The following is an 18,235-nucleotide window of genomic DNA, read 5'->3' on the forward strand; positions in this document are numbered from 1 at the left end:
TCGGTCACCCCAAACATGTGCTACCGCATCCATCACTCAATCCTACCCAGATCCAATCGCCTGGCCTGCGTGATCTCAATAGTGGGGCGGCGGTGCCTCTTCCGACTGCGCTGCCAGTGGCGTGTTTGCCAGCGACTTAATGCGCTCCTTCAGCTGTTCGACCATCAGTCGCATCATCTCCAGCTCCTGCTCCTGACGGTGGACGGTATCGGAGAGAGACTCTATAGCCGCCTCCTGCTCAGTAAAACGGATCTCGAGTTCAGTCAGACGCGACTCCATAACAACCTCAGACAAAATAAAGGCCACATTGTAGAGATTTGTGTCGGCCACGTCCTGCCTGCGCCAAGGCGTAGCGTTCACGACAATTCATCAAGATTCGTCTCGTTCAGAGTGTGATGATTATCGGGAGCATCTGGGGAAAAATGGGCGGGACGGCAAAGGGGAAGCGCCGCCCCACCATCTGGGGATAACCCCGGAAGAAATATAGGAACTCATACCAATGCATCTCCTATAAACTTGAGTCTATAGGGCAAAGTATGATTAAAAAGTTCAAAATTCTGCTCATAAACATCTAAATAGCTGACATATCGATAGATTAAATAATTAAATCATACAGATACAACCAAACAAAAGATTGTCTCCAGCCCACCTGGAGATAAAAAGGCAAGAAAGACATAGAATTATTCGATTGTTTTAGACACAATCCTGCGAATTAATCACCAACAAACGGATAGATCAACGATGCAAGCACCCCGCGTAACCCTTGAGCAATGGCGTACCCTTCAAGCCGTCATCGACTGCGGTGGCTACGCCCAGGCCGCCGAATCACTCAAACGCAGTCAGTCCTCGGTCAGCTACGCCATCGGCCGCCTGCAGAAGCAGCTCGGTGTCACCCTGCTGCGCATCAAGGGGCGCAAAGCAGTGCTCACCGAGGCGGGGGAGGTGCTGCTACAGCGCTCTCGCCAATTGCTGGCCGATGCCGTCAACCTCGAGACCCTGGGGCAGACGCTGGAGTCGGGCTGGGAGCCGGAGATTCGCTTAGTAGTCGATGAGGCGTTCCCTGCCCCGCTGCTGATGAGTGCGCTCAAGTCGTTCGAACCACTCAGTCGCGGTACCCGCATCCAGCTACGCGAGGTGGTCCTATCCGGCGCCTCCGAGGCTCTGCTTGATGGCGCCGATCTGGTCATCGGTTATCAGGTACCGCAGGGGTTTCTCGGTGACACCCTGCTCAACATTGAGTTCACCGCCGTTGCCCACCCCGACCACTCGCTGCATCAACACAACCGCGAACTGAGCGCTAACGATATCGGCCATGAGATGCAGGTGGTGATTCGCGACTCCGGCAGTCGCCCTCAGGATGTCGGTTGGCTCGGTGCCGGCCACCGCTGGACCGTCTCCAGCATTGCCACCGCCATCACCACCATCAGCAGTGGACTCGGCTTCGGCTGGTTACCAAACCACGCCATCGAGCGACAGCTGCAGGAGGGCACGCTGAAACCGCTGCCACTACGCGGCAATCAGAGTTACAGCGCCCAGCTCTATCTCATTTTCGGACGACAGGAGGGGATCGGGCCCGCCACCCGCAAGCTGGCAGAGATCCTCTATCAGGCATGCGGCAACACCCCCACTGAGCAGCCTCCCACCGAGAGTAAATAACGGCTGCATTCCAATTGCGAAGATTGTGTGAAGAGTCTCGCTAAACGGGTGTGCTGATTGAGAAAAAGTGAGATCGTACCCTTCACAACATTCGGATATCAGATGAGCGAATCGCGTTGAGACTTGGATTCACCCACAAACTGTTACTGGCACTGCTGGCGGCCAATATCGTCCTGATCACTATCATGGCCACGGCCAGTCAGTGGAACTTCCAGCGCGGCTTCCTCAACTATCTACGCCAGGTGGAGTTGCAGGAGCTCGACGGTATGCCGGGGCGCTGACCGATGCCTATCGGCAGGAGCAGAGCTGGGGCTTTCTCGAACGCAACCACACGCTCTGGCATAACCGTTTTCTTCTACACCTCTCCAACACCCCAGAACTGACCGAACCGCCACCACCCTTAAGGGCTCGCCGTCCTGACGGCCGTGACCGGCAACTGACCCCGCCACCACCACCGGCAGCGCGTGGCGGCGACCGCAGTAGCCTCGGCAGCCGGATCAGCCTCTACGATGCAAACGGCACGCATATCATCGGCCCTCCCAGCAACAGCAACGAGGCACTCGAGCGCCCGATTACCCTCAAAGGAGAGACCGTTGCCTGGCTGAGACTCACCCCACTGCCGTGGCTCGACGACAGTCTTGAACAACAGTTTCGCGATCAGCAGCGCAACGCGCTCTACCTCACCGCTATCGCCGCACTGCTGCTCTCGCTGCTGGTCTCGATCCCACTGGGTCGCCACCTGCTACAACCGGTCAAGCACCTCATCACCGGTGCCCGCGCACTCGCTGCAGGTGACTATGAAACGCGCATCGACATTGCGCAGAGTGATGAGCTGGGTCAGCTAAGTCACGACTTCAACCTGCTCGCCGAGGCGCTTGAGCGTAATGAGCAGTTACGCCGTCAGGGGATGGCCGATGTCTCCCACGAGCTGCGCACACCGCTATCGGTTCTACGCGCCGAGATCGAAGCGATGCAGGATGGGGTGCGGCCGATCGCCAGCGAACAGCTTGCCACGCTACACGACACCGTAATGGGGCTCAGCCGCCTGGTCGACGACCTCTATGAATTGGCGCTCTCCGACACCGGTGCACTCGACTATCACAGGCTGGATCTCGAGCTAACCACACTGCTCGAGCAGTGCATCGAGAGCGCCACACCGATGCTGACTGAGAAGGCACTGTTGATAGAGTCCGAGATTGGCGGAGAGATCGCGCTGCTGGCTGATGAACGTCGCCTGCGCCAGGTCTTCGCCAATCTGCTGAAAAACTCCGCCCGTTACACCGATGCAGGCGGGCGCGTTTCGATCAGCTGCCAGCAGCTCGGCAACCGCGCCGTGATCGACATTCAGGACTCCGCACCACGAGTTGACGACAAACTCCTGCCACGTCTCTTCGACCGTTTCTATCGGGTTGAGAGCTCTCGCAATCGCGCCCGCGGTGGTGCTGGACTGGGGCTGGCAATCACCAAGGAAATCGTCGAGGCGCACGGTGGCAACATCACTGCACAGCGCTCACCCCTCGGTGGTCTCTGGATTGAGATCACCCTGCCTGTCAGCTCGTAGTGCATAAGATCCAACGCTACCCAGAGCCAATAACCATCCCGATATTCTGTTACCTTATCTCAGATGAATCAGGGCAAGCAGATCATGGTCGTCGAGGATGAGGCGAAACTCGCCGATGTGCTGATCGACTACCTTCATAGCGCCGGTTACACCACCACCCATTTTGATCGGGGGAGCGGCGTGGTCGAACAGGTTAAAAGCGATCCACCCGACCTGATTCTGCTCGATCTGATGCTGCCGGGTAAGGATGGCATGGATATCTGTCGCGAGATCCGCGCCTTCTCCAACGTTCCGATCATCATGGTCACCGCCAAGGTGGAGGAGATCGACCGACTGCTGGGACTGGAACTGGGCGCCGACGACTACGTCTGCAAACCCTATAGTCCGCGCGAGGTGATGGCACGGGTCAAAGCGGTACTGCGACGTACCGACACATCTCTACAACCCAACGACAGTTCAGGTCAGGGTCTGGTTCTCGACGAGACACGCTTTCTCGCCAAGCTCAATGATCAGCCGCTCGACCTCACCCCAGTGGAGTTCCGGCTTCTCAAGGCACTCACCGCACTTCCTGGACGCGTCTTCTCGCGTGCCCAGCTACTCGAACACCTCTACACCGATGGGCGGGTCGTCTGTGACCGAACGGTCGACACCCACATAAAGAACCTGCGCAAGAAGTTGGAAGAGAAGCTGCCTGAGCAGGAGATCATCCACTCGATCTACGGTATCGGCTACAAGCTCGAGATTGAGCTCTGATTCAGCCGCCTAGAGCAGCGCCGTCAACCGCTCAGTCAGCAGGCTCGACATTCCGCCTCGATCAAAATCGCTGTACTTTTCTGCAAAGGCCATCGCTGCCTGTTTGTAGCGACCATCTTCGCAAAGCGCCTTGAGTTTCAGCTTCATCCCATCGGGGTGGAGTTTGGGCGCGCTCAGTCCCGCACCCAGCGCCTGCACCCGCTCACCGACCATATACTGCTCATGGTGGCGCGGCAGCACCAGGCTCGGTACACCGTGCAGCAGTAGCGTGGCAGTCGTGGCGTGGTTGCCATTGGTCAGCGCCACATCACACTGCTGACAGACCTTGCCCATATCGAGTGGCCGTTTAACGAAATGGAGGTTCTTCGAGCCGAACTTTTTCATCACCTTGTGCGAGATCCCATCGGGGTAGATCAGTGTTGGCAGCTCATTCTCGTTGATCACCTTGAGCAGATCAGGCAACGTCTTAAACGGTTTCAGGTAACCGAACAGACGCCTCCCCGGCATCTTGGGCCACTTCGGGTCGGCACCAACCGGATCGGGTCCAACCCCGATAAACTCCATACCGTTACGTTGACCATAGTGGTCGAGCTCTCTGAAGGTGCAGAGCAGTTTCAGATCGACCTCAAAAATCTGACCTACCCGCTCAACTGATTGCATGCCTGCAGCCGTAAGCGACTGATTGATCACATTAAACACCTGCGCCTCATCCTTGCGTGCTGCTGCTTCATCCACCTTGTTCCAGAAGGGCATCAGGGGCATCGGATCATCCTCAGGCGGAATCTGGAAGCCAGTACCAAACACGGCACGTTTCACACCCAGTTCACGCGAGGCGAGCTGAGCAACCGGCGCATGGTCGAACACCATCAGATCGGGTTTAATCAAATCGAACAGGCCACGCCAGGCGTTGATCAGCGAGGTGGTAATATCGACCGAGCTGAAGCCACAGTTATCCGGGAGTCGCTATTTTTGCGAAAGTTTGTTTTGGGCATCCAAGCCCAAGCAAACAGCAAAAACTTCACGCGACCGTTTATGCCTGCGGCGCCCCGACCGTCCTGCGTACGTTGCGTAATCACCTCTTCGCGGCTCTACACAACTCCCTCAGTGACTCTACGCCGACATAAAGCCGCTGCTGCATCTTCTTCGTCGTTCGCTCGCGCTCTCAACTACGAATAGGCAGACGGCGTCGACTATCGGGGACTAACCGCCCTCACTTCGCTCTCCATGGCGGTCAGCGGGAGAATCTGCGCATAGAGCGCCGAGGTCTTCAGTCCCTCACGGAAATCGGGGTGGCAGGGTGCCTGCAGATACTTGACACCAGTACCATGGAAAAACCGCTCCGCACGCTGTAGCTCCTTCATCACGAAGAAGACCTCGTGCCCGGCACTGACTAGCTGTTTTGCCGTCTCCAGATAGGGCGCGATATGCCCCATGCCAGCGCCCATCTCCCAGTTAAACAGGATTCTTGCCAAGATCATCTTCCTTTGAATACGGTGGGGGAGTTACCCTGCCACTCTTAGTTGAATAGTTAGTCCGCGAACCTGGTGGCTATCTCATCAAATTCGCTCTGCAGCGCAGCAAAAGCGTCCACCACCAGAGGATCGAAGTGTGCGCCACGCTCTCTGAGAATCATCTCTGCGGCGATCTCATGTGAAAATGCATCCTTGTAGACACGCTTGTTGATCAGGGCGTCGTAGACATCGGCCAGCGCCATTAATCGTCCAGAGATCGGAATCGCCTTCCCCTTTAGACCTTCCGGATAACCACTGCCATCCCACCGTTCGTGGTGCGTTAACGTTATCTCTTTGGCGATGTAGAGGAATGTCGTGGTACCGATATCTTGCTCTGCCCTGACCAGCGCCTCGTAACCGTGCGTGGTGTGACGCTTCATCTCATCCCACTCGTCGGCATCCAGCTTCCCGGGTTTAAGAAGAATATGATCGGGAATGCCCACCTTTCCGATATCGTGAAGCGGTGCCGAGCGGTAGAGGCGATTAATCGTCTCATCAGTCAGATAGTCGCAATAGTCGGGATGATCCTTCAGGTGCTCAGCCAGCAGCTTCACATAGTGCTGGGTCCGTTTGATATGGTTTCCCGTTTCGTTATCGCGAGTCTCGGCGAGCGATGCCAGGCAAACAATGGCCACATCCTGCGTCTTCAGAATCTCATCCGTTCTACGCATGACACGCTCTTCAAGAACCCGGTTCTGATCGCTCAAAACACACTTGCTCTGTGCCAGTGCAATATGATTTTTAACACGACTACGAACAATCGGCGGACTGATCGGCTTGGTAATGTAATCGACCGCGCCGAGTTCGAATCCCCGGACCTCATCATCGACCTCACTCTTTATCGTCAGGAATATCACCGGAATATCGGCCGTCGATGGATTCTCCTTCAGCTTACGACACACCTCCAGACCGCTTATCTCGGGCATCAGGATATCGAGCAGTATCAGGTCGGGCACCTTGCCGCTAGCGACCCGCTGTAACGCCTGCACGCCATTCTTGGCAACGCTGATGTTGTACCGCTCATTCAGCGCACCGACCAGTACATCGATATAGAAGGTCTCATCATCGACAATCAACACCCGCGGTCTCTGATCGTCATCCATCTCACTATTCATCCAGATTAATTCCCATTAAAGTCGCAATCTCCCTCAGTGAGACGATCGCCTGGTCGAAATCGTAATCGTTGATCTGTTGGCCCAGCTGGGCGGCCAGCCCTGCCGCTCCATTATCTACTGCTTTCAAGGATACGGCCAAACGCCTGTAGATTTCCCCGGCATCTGGAGAACCCTGATTGAGCAGGTGAGCCAGATTCGACAGCAGCTGCGATATCTCCCCTGCAGTGGTCGAATGCTGTAGATCCTCTTGCTTCAACGTCCCATCTGCCTCCTTCTCCCTCAGATCGAGACTTTCGATCCCCCTAAAGACGATACCTGCCTGCAGACAGAACTCATCAAGCAACGCTGCAATCTCCGCAGGCTTGTCACCGCTGTTTACCGCCAGACGAAGATCTCGCGTCGCATCATGGAAGCTCGATGCACCGATATTTCCCGTTACGCCCTGCAGGGTATGCAGCAGTCGTCGTGACTCTTCAACCTCATCGCCCGCCACCCAGGTACGCAATTGAGTGCAGTTGTCGGCATAGTTGTCATTGAAGTCCGTCAGCAGCTTGAAAAAGAGCGTGCGATTACCACCCACGCGCTTCAATCCCCAGGCGAGATCGATGCCCTCGACCTGATCGGGCAGCACATCCCCGGATGGCAGCTCACTCCTTTCGGGCACGGCCACCAAGTCCTCATCCGGCAGCCAGTTCTGTAACGTTGCCAATACCTTATCGGGTTCAATCGGCTTGGAGAGGTAATCGTTCATACCTGCCTCCAGGCAACGCTCTCTGTCTTCGGCCATCGCATGGGCCGTCATTGCAATGATCGTCAGATGGGTATTCTGTAACTCCTTGCGGATATAGCGTGTTGCCTCCAGTCCATCCATCACCGGCATCTGGATATCCATAAAGACCAGACTGAAATCGACCTCCTTGATGCGCTCTATCGCCTCTTCACCATTCTCGGCAACCATCACCAGCAGCCCCATCCCCTCCAGCAGCTCCTTGGCGACCAGCTGATTGATATCGTTATCCTCCACCAGCAGCACCTGTCCCTTGAAGCGTTTGCGCTGCACATCAGAGTGGTGCGCCTTCAACTGCGAAGGCGCACCCTGAAAGAGCTCGTGGATGGTATCGAACAGCGTGGAGGGGTTGATCGGCTTGATCAGCACGCCATCGACCAAACTCCTCTTTTCATCGCTCTCCAGTTCATCTCGACCATAGGGGGAGATCAACAGAAGCTTCGGCTGTTTAATCAGTCCGAGTTCGTTTCTGATCCGTTTTGCCGCCTCAATCCCACTCATACCAGGCATATCCCAATCCATCAGCACCATATCGATCGACAAGCTATCCATTGACGTACGATCCAACTGCGGCTGCTCGAGCAGTTCGAACGCCTGCTGCGCGGATTCAACAGTAGTCACCTCGCTGAATATCGAAGAGAGCATCTCCGATATCGCCTGCCGTGCGCTTCTGTTACCGATCACCAGTAGTACACGCATGGAACGCAGATCGACCCCGGAGCGCAGGAGAGGCTGTTCATCCTCATCAGGCAGAGGCAGTACCAGCTCGAAGGAGAATGTGCTTCCAGCGCCAAGCTCACTCTCAACCTGTAGCCTTCCCCCCATCAGCAACACCAGGTTGTTGCTGATACTCAGCCCCAGACCGGTTCCCCCATGCTGGCGCGTGACTGAGCTGTCTGCCTGCACAAAGGCCTCCAACAGATCCTCGACACGCCCCGCATCGATACCACTTCCCGTGTCGGTAACCTTAAACCTGAGCCTCACTCGATCGCCCATCTCCTCCACTAGTTCGACCGAGGTCACCACCTCACCCTCATCGGTAAACTTGATCGCGTTATGCACCAGATTTAGCAGTACCTGTCCGATACGCAGAGGATCACCAATCAGCTTGTTCGGCGCCTTCGCATCACGCTTGAGGATCAGCTCCAACCCCCTCCCTTCAGCTTTGACATTGACCATGCCAAAGAGATTTTCGAGTAGCGCATCGAGCTGAAATTCAGTCGATTCGATCTCAAGCTTGTTCGCCTCGATCTTGGAGAAATCCAGGATATCGTTAATGATGCCGAGCAGGTTATGCGCGGAGAGTTTGATCTTGCTCACATAGTCATGCTGCTTCTCATTCAGCTCGGTATTCAGTGCCAGATAAGACATACCGATAATGGCATTCATCGGCGTTCTGATTTCATGACTCATGTTGGCCAGGAAGTCTCTCTTGAATCGATTTGCCTGCTCCGCAGCGAGGATCGCCTCGGAGAGTTCATGCTCCATGCTAATCCGCTCGGTCATGTTCACCAAAATCGTCAGATTCATCATCTCATCGTTGAGCCGAACGGGAATAACTGAAAGCACACACTCCGCGGTATTCCCCTTTAGTGTCTTCACACTCACCGCGCAGTTATCAACTCGCCCATCGCGTGCCAGCATTTGGCTTACCTTGGTACGACCCGCAGGATCGAAAAACATCTCGAGACCAGTACCCTCCAACGCATTTCCCTCAGACTCAAGTTCAGTGGTCACATATGAGTTGGTCATCACAATTCTATTCTTATGATCACTAATAATGATCGAGAGCGGCACGGTGTTGATAATCAGCTTCAGTTGCTCTTCACTTCGTGCCAGTGCACGCTGCTGGCGCTTGACCTGAAATAACCAGGCCATAATCAGCACAAGAGCACCAACCGCAATGGCCACCACCTTCCATAGCAGCGAATAGTCGACACCGACATCGTAACGGATCGACATCCACTTCTTCCTCAGGTCGCTCTTCTCGGCATCGGAAAGATTGCCGATCGCTTTTTCGAGAATCGGAATCAGCTCCGGCCAATCCTTTCTCACACCGATCGAGAGGTCGTACTGGTATTGTGTCGGTGCCCCCACCTTTACGTTGCTCAACCCCTTCTGATTAATCAGATGGCTACCGACGGTAAGATTGCCGACATAACCGTCGACCTCACCCAGAGAGACCAGCTCCAGACCACAATAGGTGTTCTCAACACGCACCAGCTCGATCCCAGGATAGTCACGGCTCAAATAATCCTCGGTCACATACCCCTTCACCACCGCTATCCTCTTGCCGAGAAAGTCGTCGAGATCGGTCACGAACGGCAATCTGTCCGAAACAAAGATGACAAACGGAAAACTGGCATAGGGTTTTGTGAAGTTGAGATACTGCCTACGCTCTTCGGTATTGACCGCAGCAGAGAGCAGATCGACACGCCTCTCCCTCGCCGCCTGCAACACCTGCTCCCACGCCATGTCGCCATCGGCCTGCATCTCGACCTCAAGCAGAGAGCTGATGTATTTGATGTACTCGGAGGAGACCCCCTGATGCTCGCCTCGACCATCCAGAAACTCGATCGGCGCCCAATCACGATCGATACCAACCCGCATCTGTGGATGATCTGCAAGCCAGAGACGCTCCTCGTCAGTCAGACCGATATCCTTTTTCACCACCTCACCACCACCGATGGAGACCCAGTTATTGAGGATCGTCAAACGCTGCTGGTCAGTAATATCACTCATCGCCTTGTCGATGACCGTCACCAACGGCTTCAAGCCTGGAGTTCGGTGAACGGCAATACGTTGCTCGGAAGAACCGATACCTGGATCACCGGTAAAGCGCAGATTGGCAAGCTGTGCCTGCTGAATAAGCCACTGCGCCACAACCCTGTTGCCGATGTAGGCGTCCGCCTTACCCCACGAAACCCCCTGTAGCGCCTCGACCGTTGAATCGAACAGCACCAACTCGATCTGTGGGTGATCCTGCTCCAGTTGGCGCATGGTGGAAAAATTGTTCTCTACCGCTACTCGCTTGCCGTAAAGGGTTTCAATGGCATCCAATTCCGCGTCTTCGTGACGCGCCACAATTGTCTTGTGCACAGTGAAGAATGGCTGAGTGAAGTAGAGATCCTTTGCTCGCTCCTCGGTCTTCACCACCGATGTCGCTACGGGCAGCGTGCCGCTGCGTACCTTCTCCAGCATCTGCTTGAAGGTCGGTCCCGGATGAACATTAAACGTAATGCCCAGTTTCTCTCCTATCAGCGCCAGATAGTCGGCGGCGATGCCACTGTGTTGCGTCTGCTGCCCCATAAAATCGATCGGCGGCCAGTTTCCATCCACACCAACATCGACAACCGGATTGCGACTAAGCCAATCACGTTCATCTTCACTGAGTTCGATCACCTCTCCACTATCGATGGCCCCGGTCTGCCACTGCAGTCCGAGCCACTTGTCGGTAATCGCCGTGAACTCACCGACCTCAATTTCATCGAGATATCGATTAACCAGCATCAGCAGCGCCACATTACCGCGCTGTACAGCGGCACGGTAAGGCCGCACATAGAGCGGTGAGGCCATCATGCGGAAGCCGCTCTTGATCCCGCTCTGCTTGAGATAGCGACTCAGGTAGTGGGGTTGGGTTACAAAGAGATCTATCTCTCCCTCAGTCGCTGCCGAGAAAAGTGCGTCGTACCCCTTGTAGAGCGCCAGCTCCACGGTGGGGAAATTCTTACGCATATAGCTCTCGTGATAGCTGCCCGCCGTGACACCGATTCGGTGAAGCACCAACTCGGCGTCATCTTCGATCAGCCCGACCTTACGACTTGAGAAGATGTGGTAGGCACTACTCAGAATCGGTGTTGAGAAGTCCATATACTGCTTGCGCTTCTCACTCTCAAAAAGACCGGCATTGATATCGGCCACACCATCCCTGACCATCGCCTGTGCCTCTTTGTTATAGGCACCGACGAATTTCACCGGGATGCCTGACTTCTCACTCCACAGCTTCCAGATATCGATCAGAATACCGTCCGCCTCACCCGCGCTGTTACGAAACTGGGTCGGCTCGCTATCAAGTCGATAGGCAATCGTTACAGAAGCGCCGGCACCATCAGACGGCTCTGCACCTTGAACGACAGCGGGGAGAAACGAGAGAGTGAGCAGCGAGAGCAACAGCGCAGTAAACAACGTGCGGAAACCACCATTTCCGTAGCTGTTATTCATGACACCCTACCTGGCAGTTGGTGTGGCAAAGCGGGGACGCTCCTATCCACCCAGAAAACTGTTCAGCGCCAATGGCATGATCATGAGTTCAGGTCACACGGCACCGCAGCGTTCTCACTGATTAAACCACAACCGTAGCGCGTCAGGCAGAGAGTACCAACGCCTCCTCAAGCGCCTCTTCTGCCGCCAGCCACTGCTCCTCAATCTCAGCCAGTACCTGATCGACTCGAGCCTGCTCCAGTAGCAGCTCCTTCAGCTCGGCCTTGCGGGTATCGCTATAGAGATCGCTATCACCCAGTCTGGTTTCAATTGTTGCCTTCTCATCACTGAGGCGCGTCATCGCCTTCTCCAGCTTATCGAGGCTCTTTTTAAGCGGCTGTAGCTGTTTTCGCTGCTCCGCCTCCAGGCGCTTCTGCTCCTTGCGATTAGTGGCACTGTTGCTGGCAGAGGGTTTCGCCTCAGCAGACTTCTCATCACGGCGCTGCTCGGCCAACCACTGGCGATAGCTCTCCAGATCACCATCGAAGGGCCTCGCGGCACCATCAGCAACCAGCCACATCTCATCAGCGACACTGCGCAGCAGATGGCGGTCGTGCGAGACCACCACCATCGCCCCCTCAAATCCCTGCAGCGCCATGCCGAGGGCGTGACGCATCTCAAGATCGAGGTGGTTGGTCGGCTCATCGAGCAGTAGCAGATTGGGGCGCTGGTAGACCAGCAGCGCCAACACCAGCCGCGCCTTCTCGCCACCGGAGAAGGGGGCGATGGACTCGAAAACACGATCGCCGTTAAATCCGAATCCACCCAGGAAGTTACGCGCCGCCTGATCGGTGATCTTTGGATCGATGCGTGAGAGATGGGTGGCAGGGGTTGCCGCCGGATCGAGCTGTTCGAGCTGATGCTGTGCAAAGTAGCCGATCTGCAGATCGGGCGGCACCTCGCGTTCACCCGCCATCGACGACAACTCACCGGCCAGTAGACGAATCAGGGTCGATTTACCGGCACCATTGTGACCAAGCAGGCCGATGCGCTGCCCCGGCAACAGGGTCATCTCAACGTTAGAGATAATCGGCTTGCCCTCATAGCCGACAGCCACCTCATCAAGGCGCAGCAGTGGACTCGGCTGCTTCTCCGGCACTGGAAACTCGAAGTGAAACGGGGAGTCGACATGGGCGGCAGCGATCAGCTCCATGCGCGCCATCGCCTTGAGGCGCGACTGCGCCTGCTTCGCCTTGGTCGCCTTGGCGCGGAAGCGATCAACAAAATGCTGCATATGGGCGATTTCGGCCTGCTGACGATCGTAGGCGACCTGCTGCTGGGCCAGCCGCTCGGCACGGCGCACCTCAAAATCGGAGTAGCCCCCAGCGTAGACCACCATCCCCTCCTGCTCGATATGGGCGATGTGGTGCACCACCCGATCGAGAAAGTCACGGTCGTGTGAGATCAGCAGCAGCGTGCCGGGGTAGCTGCAGAGCCACTCCTCAAGCCAGATCACGGTATCGAGATCGAGGTGGTTGGTCGGCTCATCGAGCAGCAGCAGATCGGAGCGGCACATCAGCGCCTGGGCGAGGTTGAGGCGCATGCGCCAGCCACCGGAGAAGCTGGTGACGGGTTGCTGCAGCTCCTCCTCGGCAAAACCGAGTCCGTGCAGCAGCTTGGCGGCACGTACCGGTGCGCCGTAACCGTCGATGTTTGAAATACTATCGTGCAGCGTCGCCTGCAGATGACCATCATCGACCGCCTCCGCCTCGGCGAGGCTCGCCTCAAGGGCACGCAGCTCACTATCGCCATCAATCGCGTAATCGATAGCGCTACGCTCTACTGCCGGGGTCTCCTGGGCGACGTGGGCGATCACCGTCTTCGGCGGCATCGACCAGTTGCCCTCATCGACCTGCAGCTCACCGCGCAGCAGCGCAAACAGGGATGATTTCCCGCAGCCATTGGCGCCCGTCACACCGACCCGCTGGCCGGCATGAATCGTAATATCGACCTCTTTGAGCAGCGTGCGACTTCCACGCCGTAGGGTCATCTGATCGAGTTTCAACATGGCGCGGAGTTTAGCAGCTCTCTCCACAAGGAGGTGTTGTTGAGAAGTGTGTGGGCATCTGGGACCGATCAGCTCGTAGCCCGGATGGAGTAGCACGCAATCCGGGGTCTTGTAGCGATCTTCCCGGATTGCGCTTCGCTTCATCCGGGCTACAACGACAGAAACCTCTTCCCTCACTATTAGAATAAGGGGTAGAGGATGCAGCAAATCGACGCACTTTCAGGAGAGTGAGTTACGAGCATTGCCATGACATGGGCAGTTAATGGAGGCTTGTTCTCGGCAGTCTACTGCCGTCATACAGGTTCAGACTGCATCGCGTACACAGCGCGCATAGTTATAGATGCGCACCTCATCACGCTGCCCGCCCATCGCCGGCCATGATTTCGGTTCACCGGTTTTTGGATCGCTGCGCTGTGCACCGGCACCGTGGGTATCGACCCCATCAACCGAGGTACAGGCACCGAAACAGACGTAGTTCGCCATACCCGCACTATCGCCGTGGGTGGTACTCGACCAGAACCAGCCACGGCTATCGCGCTGGGCAAAAAAGCGCATATCGATTGCCGGGTAGGCGTTGCGGTAATCAACAATACTCTGCAACGCCTTCACGTTGGGCAGTCGCCAATCATCTTTGCCAGCCAGCTGCAGGTCGTTGCAGTAGGCGAGCAACTGCGGCCAGTCACGCTCCTTACCATCATCTGACTGCTGCCAGACCAGACCACTCTTCCGGTCGCTGATGGTGCCATTACGATTGTCGACCAGTAGATTTTCGCCATAAGGCTCGCCACGCACGCAGCGGTAGAAGAGGCCGTAACGACCATTGGTCGGCGCCTGTTTGATCCGACCATCGAGAAAGTTAAAAAAGAAGGCGGCCTCGACATTGCGCCCCCAGTGGTCACCCGCATAGATCGTACTCGACCAGGTCTGACCCATCATGCTGGTGCGGTGGGTGGAGCGGAAGCGGTCACCCGTAAGAATCGACTCATCCGGCTCCTCTAGTTCAAAATAACGACTGTTGATAAAGAAACGGCTACCGGTCACGCCACGCCAGTCACTGATCGAGAAGAGTGATTTGATATTAGGCAGCCGCCAGTCGTCACGCCCAGCCAGCTCGAGCTGTTCGCAGGCACGTTTCGCCGCATAAAAACCGAGCCGCTCCCGGTTATGCTCCTGCTGCCACTGCAGGCCCGTCGAGTGATCCGTCACTGTACCGTTGCCATGATCGGTATATGCCTGAGGTCCACCGACGAAGCTTGCATCCTGTCCATAGAAAGGCTCCCCCTCAGCCGGACAGTCGATCTTGCCTCGCCCATCGAAACAACTTCCCTGCATCGTATCGGCAATACGGCTCGAACTTGCCTGTGCCGTGGGGTTTGTCGCAGAGATATTCAGCGCAGAGGGTCGAGCACCACGTGGCTGCATCTCGCCCGATCCTCCCGGTCCAGCGGGTCTGCCCTGATCTCCTGTACCACCGGGACCACCGGGACCACCTCGACCACGCTCCGGCACACAGACCCTGCCATCCTGCCCCATGCTTCGGCAGCTTCCGCTCACCCTACCGTGCGGTGCCGTGAAGCTACATTGCGAACCTTCACTACTGCTCTGACACGCCGACTTCGCCTCCGGTGGCGGCCCACCCATCGGACCACGCTCCGGCATCTGTGCGGCCGTTACCGCCGCGGCAAACATAAACGCTGCAAATATTAGATAGAGGTAGTGCATCTCATCGACTCCACATTGCATTAATCACAATGTTGAGAGTAGGGATGGAATGTGAAGAGAGTGTGCAGATTAACCGCTTTTACAGACGGCGGATGAAATCACTCGCCGGGAATCACCTTGAGTGAAGGCAGATTGGTGCGACCGATCACATGCAGGACGATGCCGACGCCGACAAAGAAGACCACCGAGGCCATAAACGCCGCAGTGACGGGATGCTCAGAACCGTGCTCCTGATACTTCACATAGCTCAATACCATGCAGCCGATCGCCAACAGATAGTTGATATAAGCCGTAATGACGACGGCTTGCTGAATTTTTCCCTTCTTGGCCATTTCTGCTGTTACCTCGTTTTCGTGGCGTGCAACTTAGCATAGGCATTGAAATATAAGATTGATACGGGTCAACACCGATTGGGCTGCAAAGTATCGTGCCATCCCCAGCCAGCCAGCAACATCGCTTATCATGCCCAATCCGATCTAAACCGAAACAGAACATGACCGACTCCATCGACGAGTGGCACACCTACATCGTGCGCTGCAGCGACGATACGCTCTACACCGGCATCGCCAAGGATCTTGAGCAGCGTATCGATCAACACAACGCGGGCAAGCTGGGGGCTCGTTATACCCGCGCCCGTCGTCCGGTGACCTTGATCTATTCCGAACCCTCCGCCTCGCGCTCCGAGGCGCAGAAACGCGAGTATGCGATCAAGCAGCTCACTCGTGCGCAGAAACTTACTCTCATCGATGACTAACGCATGGGTTCGGAGTCAAAACCGACTCCGACCCCTCATCGATGCCTCCTCATGACGTTTACTCGTCGCGATTACGCTGTCCGATCCAGATCACCAGCGGCAACAGAAGCAGTAGACCCCAGGGACCCAATGCGCCGCCCCCGCCACCACCGAAGCTGGGTTCGGGGAGTCGCTATTTTGCGGAAGCATGTTTTGGGCATCCAAGCCCAAGCAAGCGGCAAATACTTAACGCGACTCGTTTATGCCTGCGGCGCCCGACGTCCTGCGTTCGTTGCGTAATCACCTCTTCGCGGCTCTACACAACTCCCTCAGTGACTCTACGCCGACATAAAGCCGCTGCTGCATCTTCTTCGTCGTTCGCTCGCGCTCTCAACTACGAATAGGCAGACGGCGTCGACTATCGCGGACTAACCGCCTTCGCTTCGCTATCCTTGGCGGTCAGCGCGTGAACCACTGAACATCGGCTGGCTGTTATCAACCCGGCGTTGCACCGGCGCCTGTGCCTTGCGTTGCTGCTGCGCTGCAACTTCCTGCTGACGTCTCGCCTGGTTGATGCGCTGAATTCCGCGCTGCGCAAAGACCTCATCACGCACCACCACCATCGAGGTGTAGTCGGTTACCAGTGAAAACCCCTTGCCGAGATCGGTCACTGCCTGTTTCAGATCGGCCTTCTCGCCAAAGTCCTCCATCTCACCCACCATCTGCTCGATGGTGGCGTAGGCCCAGAGTCGCTCGATCTCGGGGTTAGTGGTTGCCGTTGCCGGGAAGTTGAATCGACTCCGGTACTGTTTTTTATCACCGGAGATCTTCGCATTCAGGGTAATCTCCGCTTCGCCATCGCCCCAGTAGTGACCAAAGGCGACTAGCTGCTGACCACGGTAGAGGCTACCGATCTGCTTCGGTGTGAGATCGGCTGTTTTAATGCCGTCGATTTTCAGCTCCACACCGTGCAGCGCCTGATGGGTCATCTTGCTGGTTGCAGCCAGCAGCTGACCGACGATGTCATCGCTGTTAGAGATACTCATCGCAAAGCCGTTGGAGGCCTTGCTTACCGCCTCCAGTAGTGGACGATTGGCGCTGTTGCCCATAATGAAGGTAAAGAGACGGATGTCCTTCTTCTCGATCAACTCGATGAACTTGCGCTGCACCGTCTCACCGACGTTGGCCACACCATCGGTGACCAGCACCACCGCACTACTGCGATCGGGATCGATCGATTTCAGCCCCAGCTCAATGCCACCGAAGAGGTTGGTACCACTGGTCGGCTGTACCGCTGCCACCTTGTCGCTATAACGCTGAACACTCTCAGCCGTCGCGGCGACATACCCTGGGGTCAGCTCACGTGCACCACTGTTAAAGAGCACGATGCGGAAGCGGTCGTTACCGCTCATCTTCTGCAGCGCGCGGCTCACGCCATCGGCCAGCGTGGCGAACTTGCCTCGCATAGAACCTGAGATATCGAGTACAAAGATGTAATCACGACCCTCGGTGATCGGTTGCAGATCCTCACCGGGGGTCACCACCAGCATGAAGGTACCGCGACCGTTTGCATCGGTTTTGTGGGTGATCAGATCGACACTACCCGGCAGCCCCTCCTGCTGACGCCAGTAGACCACCAGATCCTTGTCGAGTGTGTAGGCGACTGCACCACCCTGCGGATTGAAGGGAATTGCCGTTGCACCCTGCTGATCGTCATCACCAGTGGTCGCACTCGATGCCGTCGCAGACGCGACCGAGGCGATGTTCACATCCCATACACCCCCGCTCCGCTGCGACACCTGCGCGGCGGTTTGCCCCGGTACGCGCACCGCATCAACTGGATAGGCGGGCGCAGCTCCAGATCGAATCGGGGAGTCGCTATTTTTGCGGAAGCATGTTTTGGGCATCAGCCCAAGCAAGCGGCAAATACTTAACGCGACCGTTTATGCCTCGGCGCCCCGACCGTCCTGCGTTCGTTGCGTAATCACCTCTTCGCGGCTCTACACAACCCCTCACTGACTCTACGCCGACATAAAGCCGCTGCTGCATCTTCTTCGTCGTTCGCTCGCGCTCTCAACTACGAATAGGCAGACGGCGTCGACTATCGCGGACTAACCGCCTTCGCTTCG

The 18,235-nt window shown here is 56.4% G+C and carries 17 protein-coding genes; 8 read left to right on the forward strand and 9 right to left on the reverse strand.

Annotated elements, in window-relative coordinates:
- Positions 1-75: 75 nt before the first annotated feature.
- A complete protein-coding gene (locus HUE57_RS01130) occupies positions 76-294 on the reverse strand; it encodes a SlyX family protein (protein WP_236860655.1) in 219 nt (72 codons plus the stop codon).
- A 447-nt stretch (positions 295-741) separates the two neighbouring features.
- Between HUE57_RS01130 and HUE57_RS01135 the strand changes: the two genes are divergently transcribed.
- The 4 genes from HUE57_RS01135 (at position 742) to HUE57_RS01150 (ending at position 3,970) form a co-directional block, all read left to right on the forward strand.
- The gene (locus tag HUE57_RS01135; RefSeq protein WP_078483094.1) at positions 742-1,656 is read left to right on the forward strand and encodes a LysR family transcriptional regulator; all 915 of its coding nucleotides are present in this window, start codon (positions 742-744) and stop codon (positions 1,654-1,656) included.
- A 116-nt stretch (positions 1,657-1,772) separates the two neighbouring features.
- Positions 1,773-1,937, forward strand: coding sequence for a hypothetical protein (locus HUE57_RS01140; protein WP_172840188.1), 165 nt, complete (start codon positions 1,773-1,775; stop codon positions 1,935-1,937).
- Positions 1,859-3,217 carry an ATP-binding protein gene (locus tag HUE57_RS01145; RefSeq protein WP_078483095.1) on the forward strand — a complete coding sequence of 453 codons (1,359 nt, stop codon included), beginning with the start codon at positions 1,859-1,861 and terminating at the stop codon, positions 3,215-3,217. The genes HUE57_RS01140 and HUE57_RS01145 overlap by 79 nt, the downstream gene beginning before the upstream one ends.
- Positions 3,218-3,280: 63 nt before the next feature.
- Positions 3,281-3,970, forward strand: a complete 690-nt coding sequence (locus tag HUE57_RS01150; RefSeq protein WP_174672544.1) for a response regulator — start codon at positions 3,281-3,283, stop codon at positions 3,968-3,970.
- A 9-nt stretch (positions 3,971-3,979) separates the two neighbouring features.
- On the opposite strand, the gene HUE57_RS01155 is transcribed toward HUE57_RS01150, so the two are convergent.
- Positions 3,980-4,855, reverse strand: a complete 876-nt coding sequence (locus tag HUE57_RS01155; protein WP_174672545.1) for a glycosyltransferase — start codon at positions 4,853-4,855, stop codon at positions 3,980-3,982.
- 84 nt (positions 4,856-4,939) lie between these two features.
- On the opposite strand from HUE57_RS01155, the gene HUE57_RS01160 reads away from it, so the two are divergent.
- Entirely contained in the window at positions 4,940-5,146 is a 207-nt protein-coding gene (locus tag HUE57_RS01160; protein WP_174672546.1) for a hypothetical protein, read from the forward strand.
- A gap of 14 nt (positions 5,147-5,160) precedes the next feature.
- Here HUE57_RS01160 and HUE57_RS01165 read toward each other — a convergent pair whose 3' ends face one another.
- From HUE57_RS01165 to HUE57_RS01190, 6 genes are all read right to left on the reverse strand, one after another.
- Positions 5,161-5,442, reverse strand: a complete 282-nt coding sequence (locus HUE57_RS01165; RefSeq protein ID WP_174672547.1) for a glycosyltransferase family protein — start codon at positions 5,440-5,442, stop codon at positions 5,161-5,163.
- Positions 5,443-5,498: 56 nt separating this feature from the next.
- A complete protein-coding gene (locus tag HUE57_RS01170; RefSeq protein ID WP_236725651.1) occupies positions 5,499-6,596 on the reverse strand; it encodes a response regulator in 1,098 nt (365 codons plus the stop codon).
- Positions 6,589-11,604: a transporter substrate-binding domain-containing protein gene (locus tag HUE57_RS01175; protein WP_174672548.1), complete on the reverse strand. Its 5,016-nt coding sequence runs from the start codon at positions 11,602-11,604 to the stop codon at positions 6,589-6,591. Before HUE57_RS01175 ends, HUE57_RS01170 begins: the two co-directional genes overlap by 8 nt.
- 142 nt (positions 11,605-11,746) lie before the next feature.
- Complete coding sequence (locus HUE57_RS01180) at positions 11,747-13,651, reverse strand: ATP-binding cassette domain-containing protein (RefSeq protein WP_078483100.1); 1,905 nt, start codon at positions 13,649-13,651, stop codon at positions 11,747-11,749.
- A gap of 303 nt (positions 13,652-13,954) precedes the next feature.
- On the reverse strand, positions 13,955-15,373 hold the full coding sequence (locus HUE57_RS01185; protein WP_172840190.1) for an Lcl C-terminal domain-containing protein: 1,419 nt from the start codon (positions 15,371-15,373) through the stop codon (positions 13,955-13,957).
- Between the two features lie 98 nt (positions 15,374-15,471).
- Positions 15,472-15,705, reverse strand: a complete 234-nt coding sequence (locus tag HUE57_RS01190; RefSeq protein ID WP_078483101.1) for a hypothetical protein — start codon at positions 15,703-15,705, stop codon at positions 15,472-15,474.
- 161 nt (positions 15,706-15,866) lie between these two features.
- Here HUE57_RS01190 and HUE57_RS01195 point away from each other — a divergent pair, with 161 nt between their 5' ends.
- Together HUE57_RS01195 and HUE57_RS01200 are read left to right on the forward strand one after the other, a co-directional pair.
- On the forward strand, positions 15,867-16,127 hold the full coding sequence (locus HUE57_RS01195) for a GIY-YIG nuclease family protein (protein WP_078483102.1): 261 nt from the start codon (positions 15,867-15,869) through the stop codon (positions 16,125-16,127).
- A 41-nt stretch (positions 16,128-16,168) separates the two neighbouring features.
- Complete coding sequence (locus HUE57_RS01200; RefSeq protein WP_174672549.1) at positions 16,169-16,510, forward strand: hypothetical protein; 342 nt, start codon at positions 16,169-16,171, stop codon at positions 16,508-16,510.
- Positions 16,511-16,552: 42 nt separating this feature from the next.
- Here HUE57_RS01200 and HUE57_RS01205 read toward each other — a convergent pair whose 3' ends face one another.
- Positions 16,553-18,013, reverse strand: coding sequence for a VWA domain-containing protein (locus HUE57_RS01205; RefSeq protein ID WP_174672550.1), 1,461 nt, complete (start codon positions 18,011-18,013; stop codon positions 16,553-16,555).
- On the opposite strand from HUE57_RS01205, the gene HUE57_RS19460 reads away from it, so the two are divergent.
- The gene (locus tag HUE57_RS19460; protein WP_272902000.1) at positions 17,991-18,125 is read left to right on the forward strand and encodes a hypothetical protein; all 135 of its coding nucleotides are present in this window, start codon (positions 17,991-17,993) and stop codon (positions 18,123-18,125) included. The genes HUE57_RS01205 and HUE57_RS19460 overlap by 23 nt on opposite strands.
- Positions 18,126-18,235: the final 110 nt, after the last annotated feature.

This window comes from Candidatus Reidiella endopervernicosa (assembly GCF_013343005.1).
Lineage (GTDB): Bacteria > Pseudomonadota > Gammaproteobacteria.

Excerpts from the sequence above, each read along its gene's own strand:
- HUE57_RS01135 (WP_078483094.1), top strand. The coding sequence starts at position 742 with ATGCAAGCACCCCGCGTAACCCTTGAGCAATGGCGTACCCTTCAAGCC.
- HUE57_RS01150 (WP_174672544.1), top strand. The coding sequence starts at position 3,281 with ATGAATCAGGGCAAGCAGATCATGGTCGTCGAGGATGAGGCGAAACTC.
- HUE57_RS01170 (WP_236725651.1), bottom strand. The coding sequence starts at position 6,596 with ATGAATAGTGAGATGGATGACGATCAGAGACCGCGGGTGTTGATTGTC.
- HUE57_RS01175 (WP_174672548.1), bottom strand. The coding sequence starts at position 11,604 with ATGAATAACAGCTACGGAAATGGTGGTTTCCGCACGTTGTTTACTGCG.
- HUE57_RS01180 (WP_078483100.1), bottom strand. The coding sequence starts at position 13,651 with ATGTTGAAACTCGATCAGATGACCCTACGGCGTGGAAGTCGCACGCTG.
- HUE57_RS01185 (WP_172840190.1), bottom strand. The coding sequence starts at position 15,373 with ATGCACTACCTCTATCTAATATTTGCAGCGTTTATGTTTGCCGCGGCG.
- HUE57_RS01190 (WP_078483101.1), bottom strand. The coding sequence starts at position 15,705 with ATGGCCAAGAAGGGAAAAATTCAGCAAGCCGTCGTCATTACGGCTTAT.
- HUE57_RS01195 (WP_078483102.1), top strand. The coding sequence starts at position 15,867 with ATGACCGACTCCATCGACGAGTGGCACACCTACATCGTGCGCTGCAGC.
- HUE57_RS01200 (WP_174672549.1), top strand. The coding sequence starts at position 16,169 with ATGCCTCCTCATGACGTTTACTCGTCGCGATTACGCTGTCCGATCCAG.
- HUE57_RS01205 (WP_174672550.1), bottom strand. The coding sequence starts at position 18,013 with ATGCCCAAAACATGCTTCCGCAAAAATAGCGACTCCCCGATTCGATCT.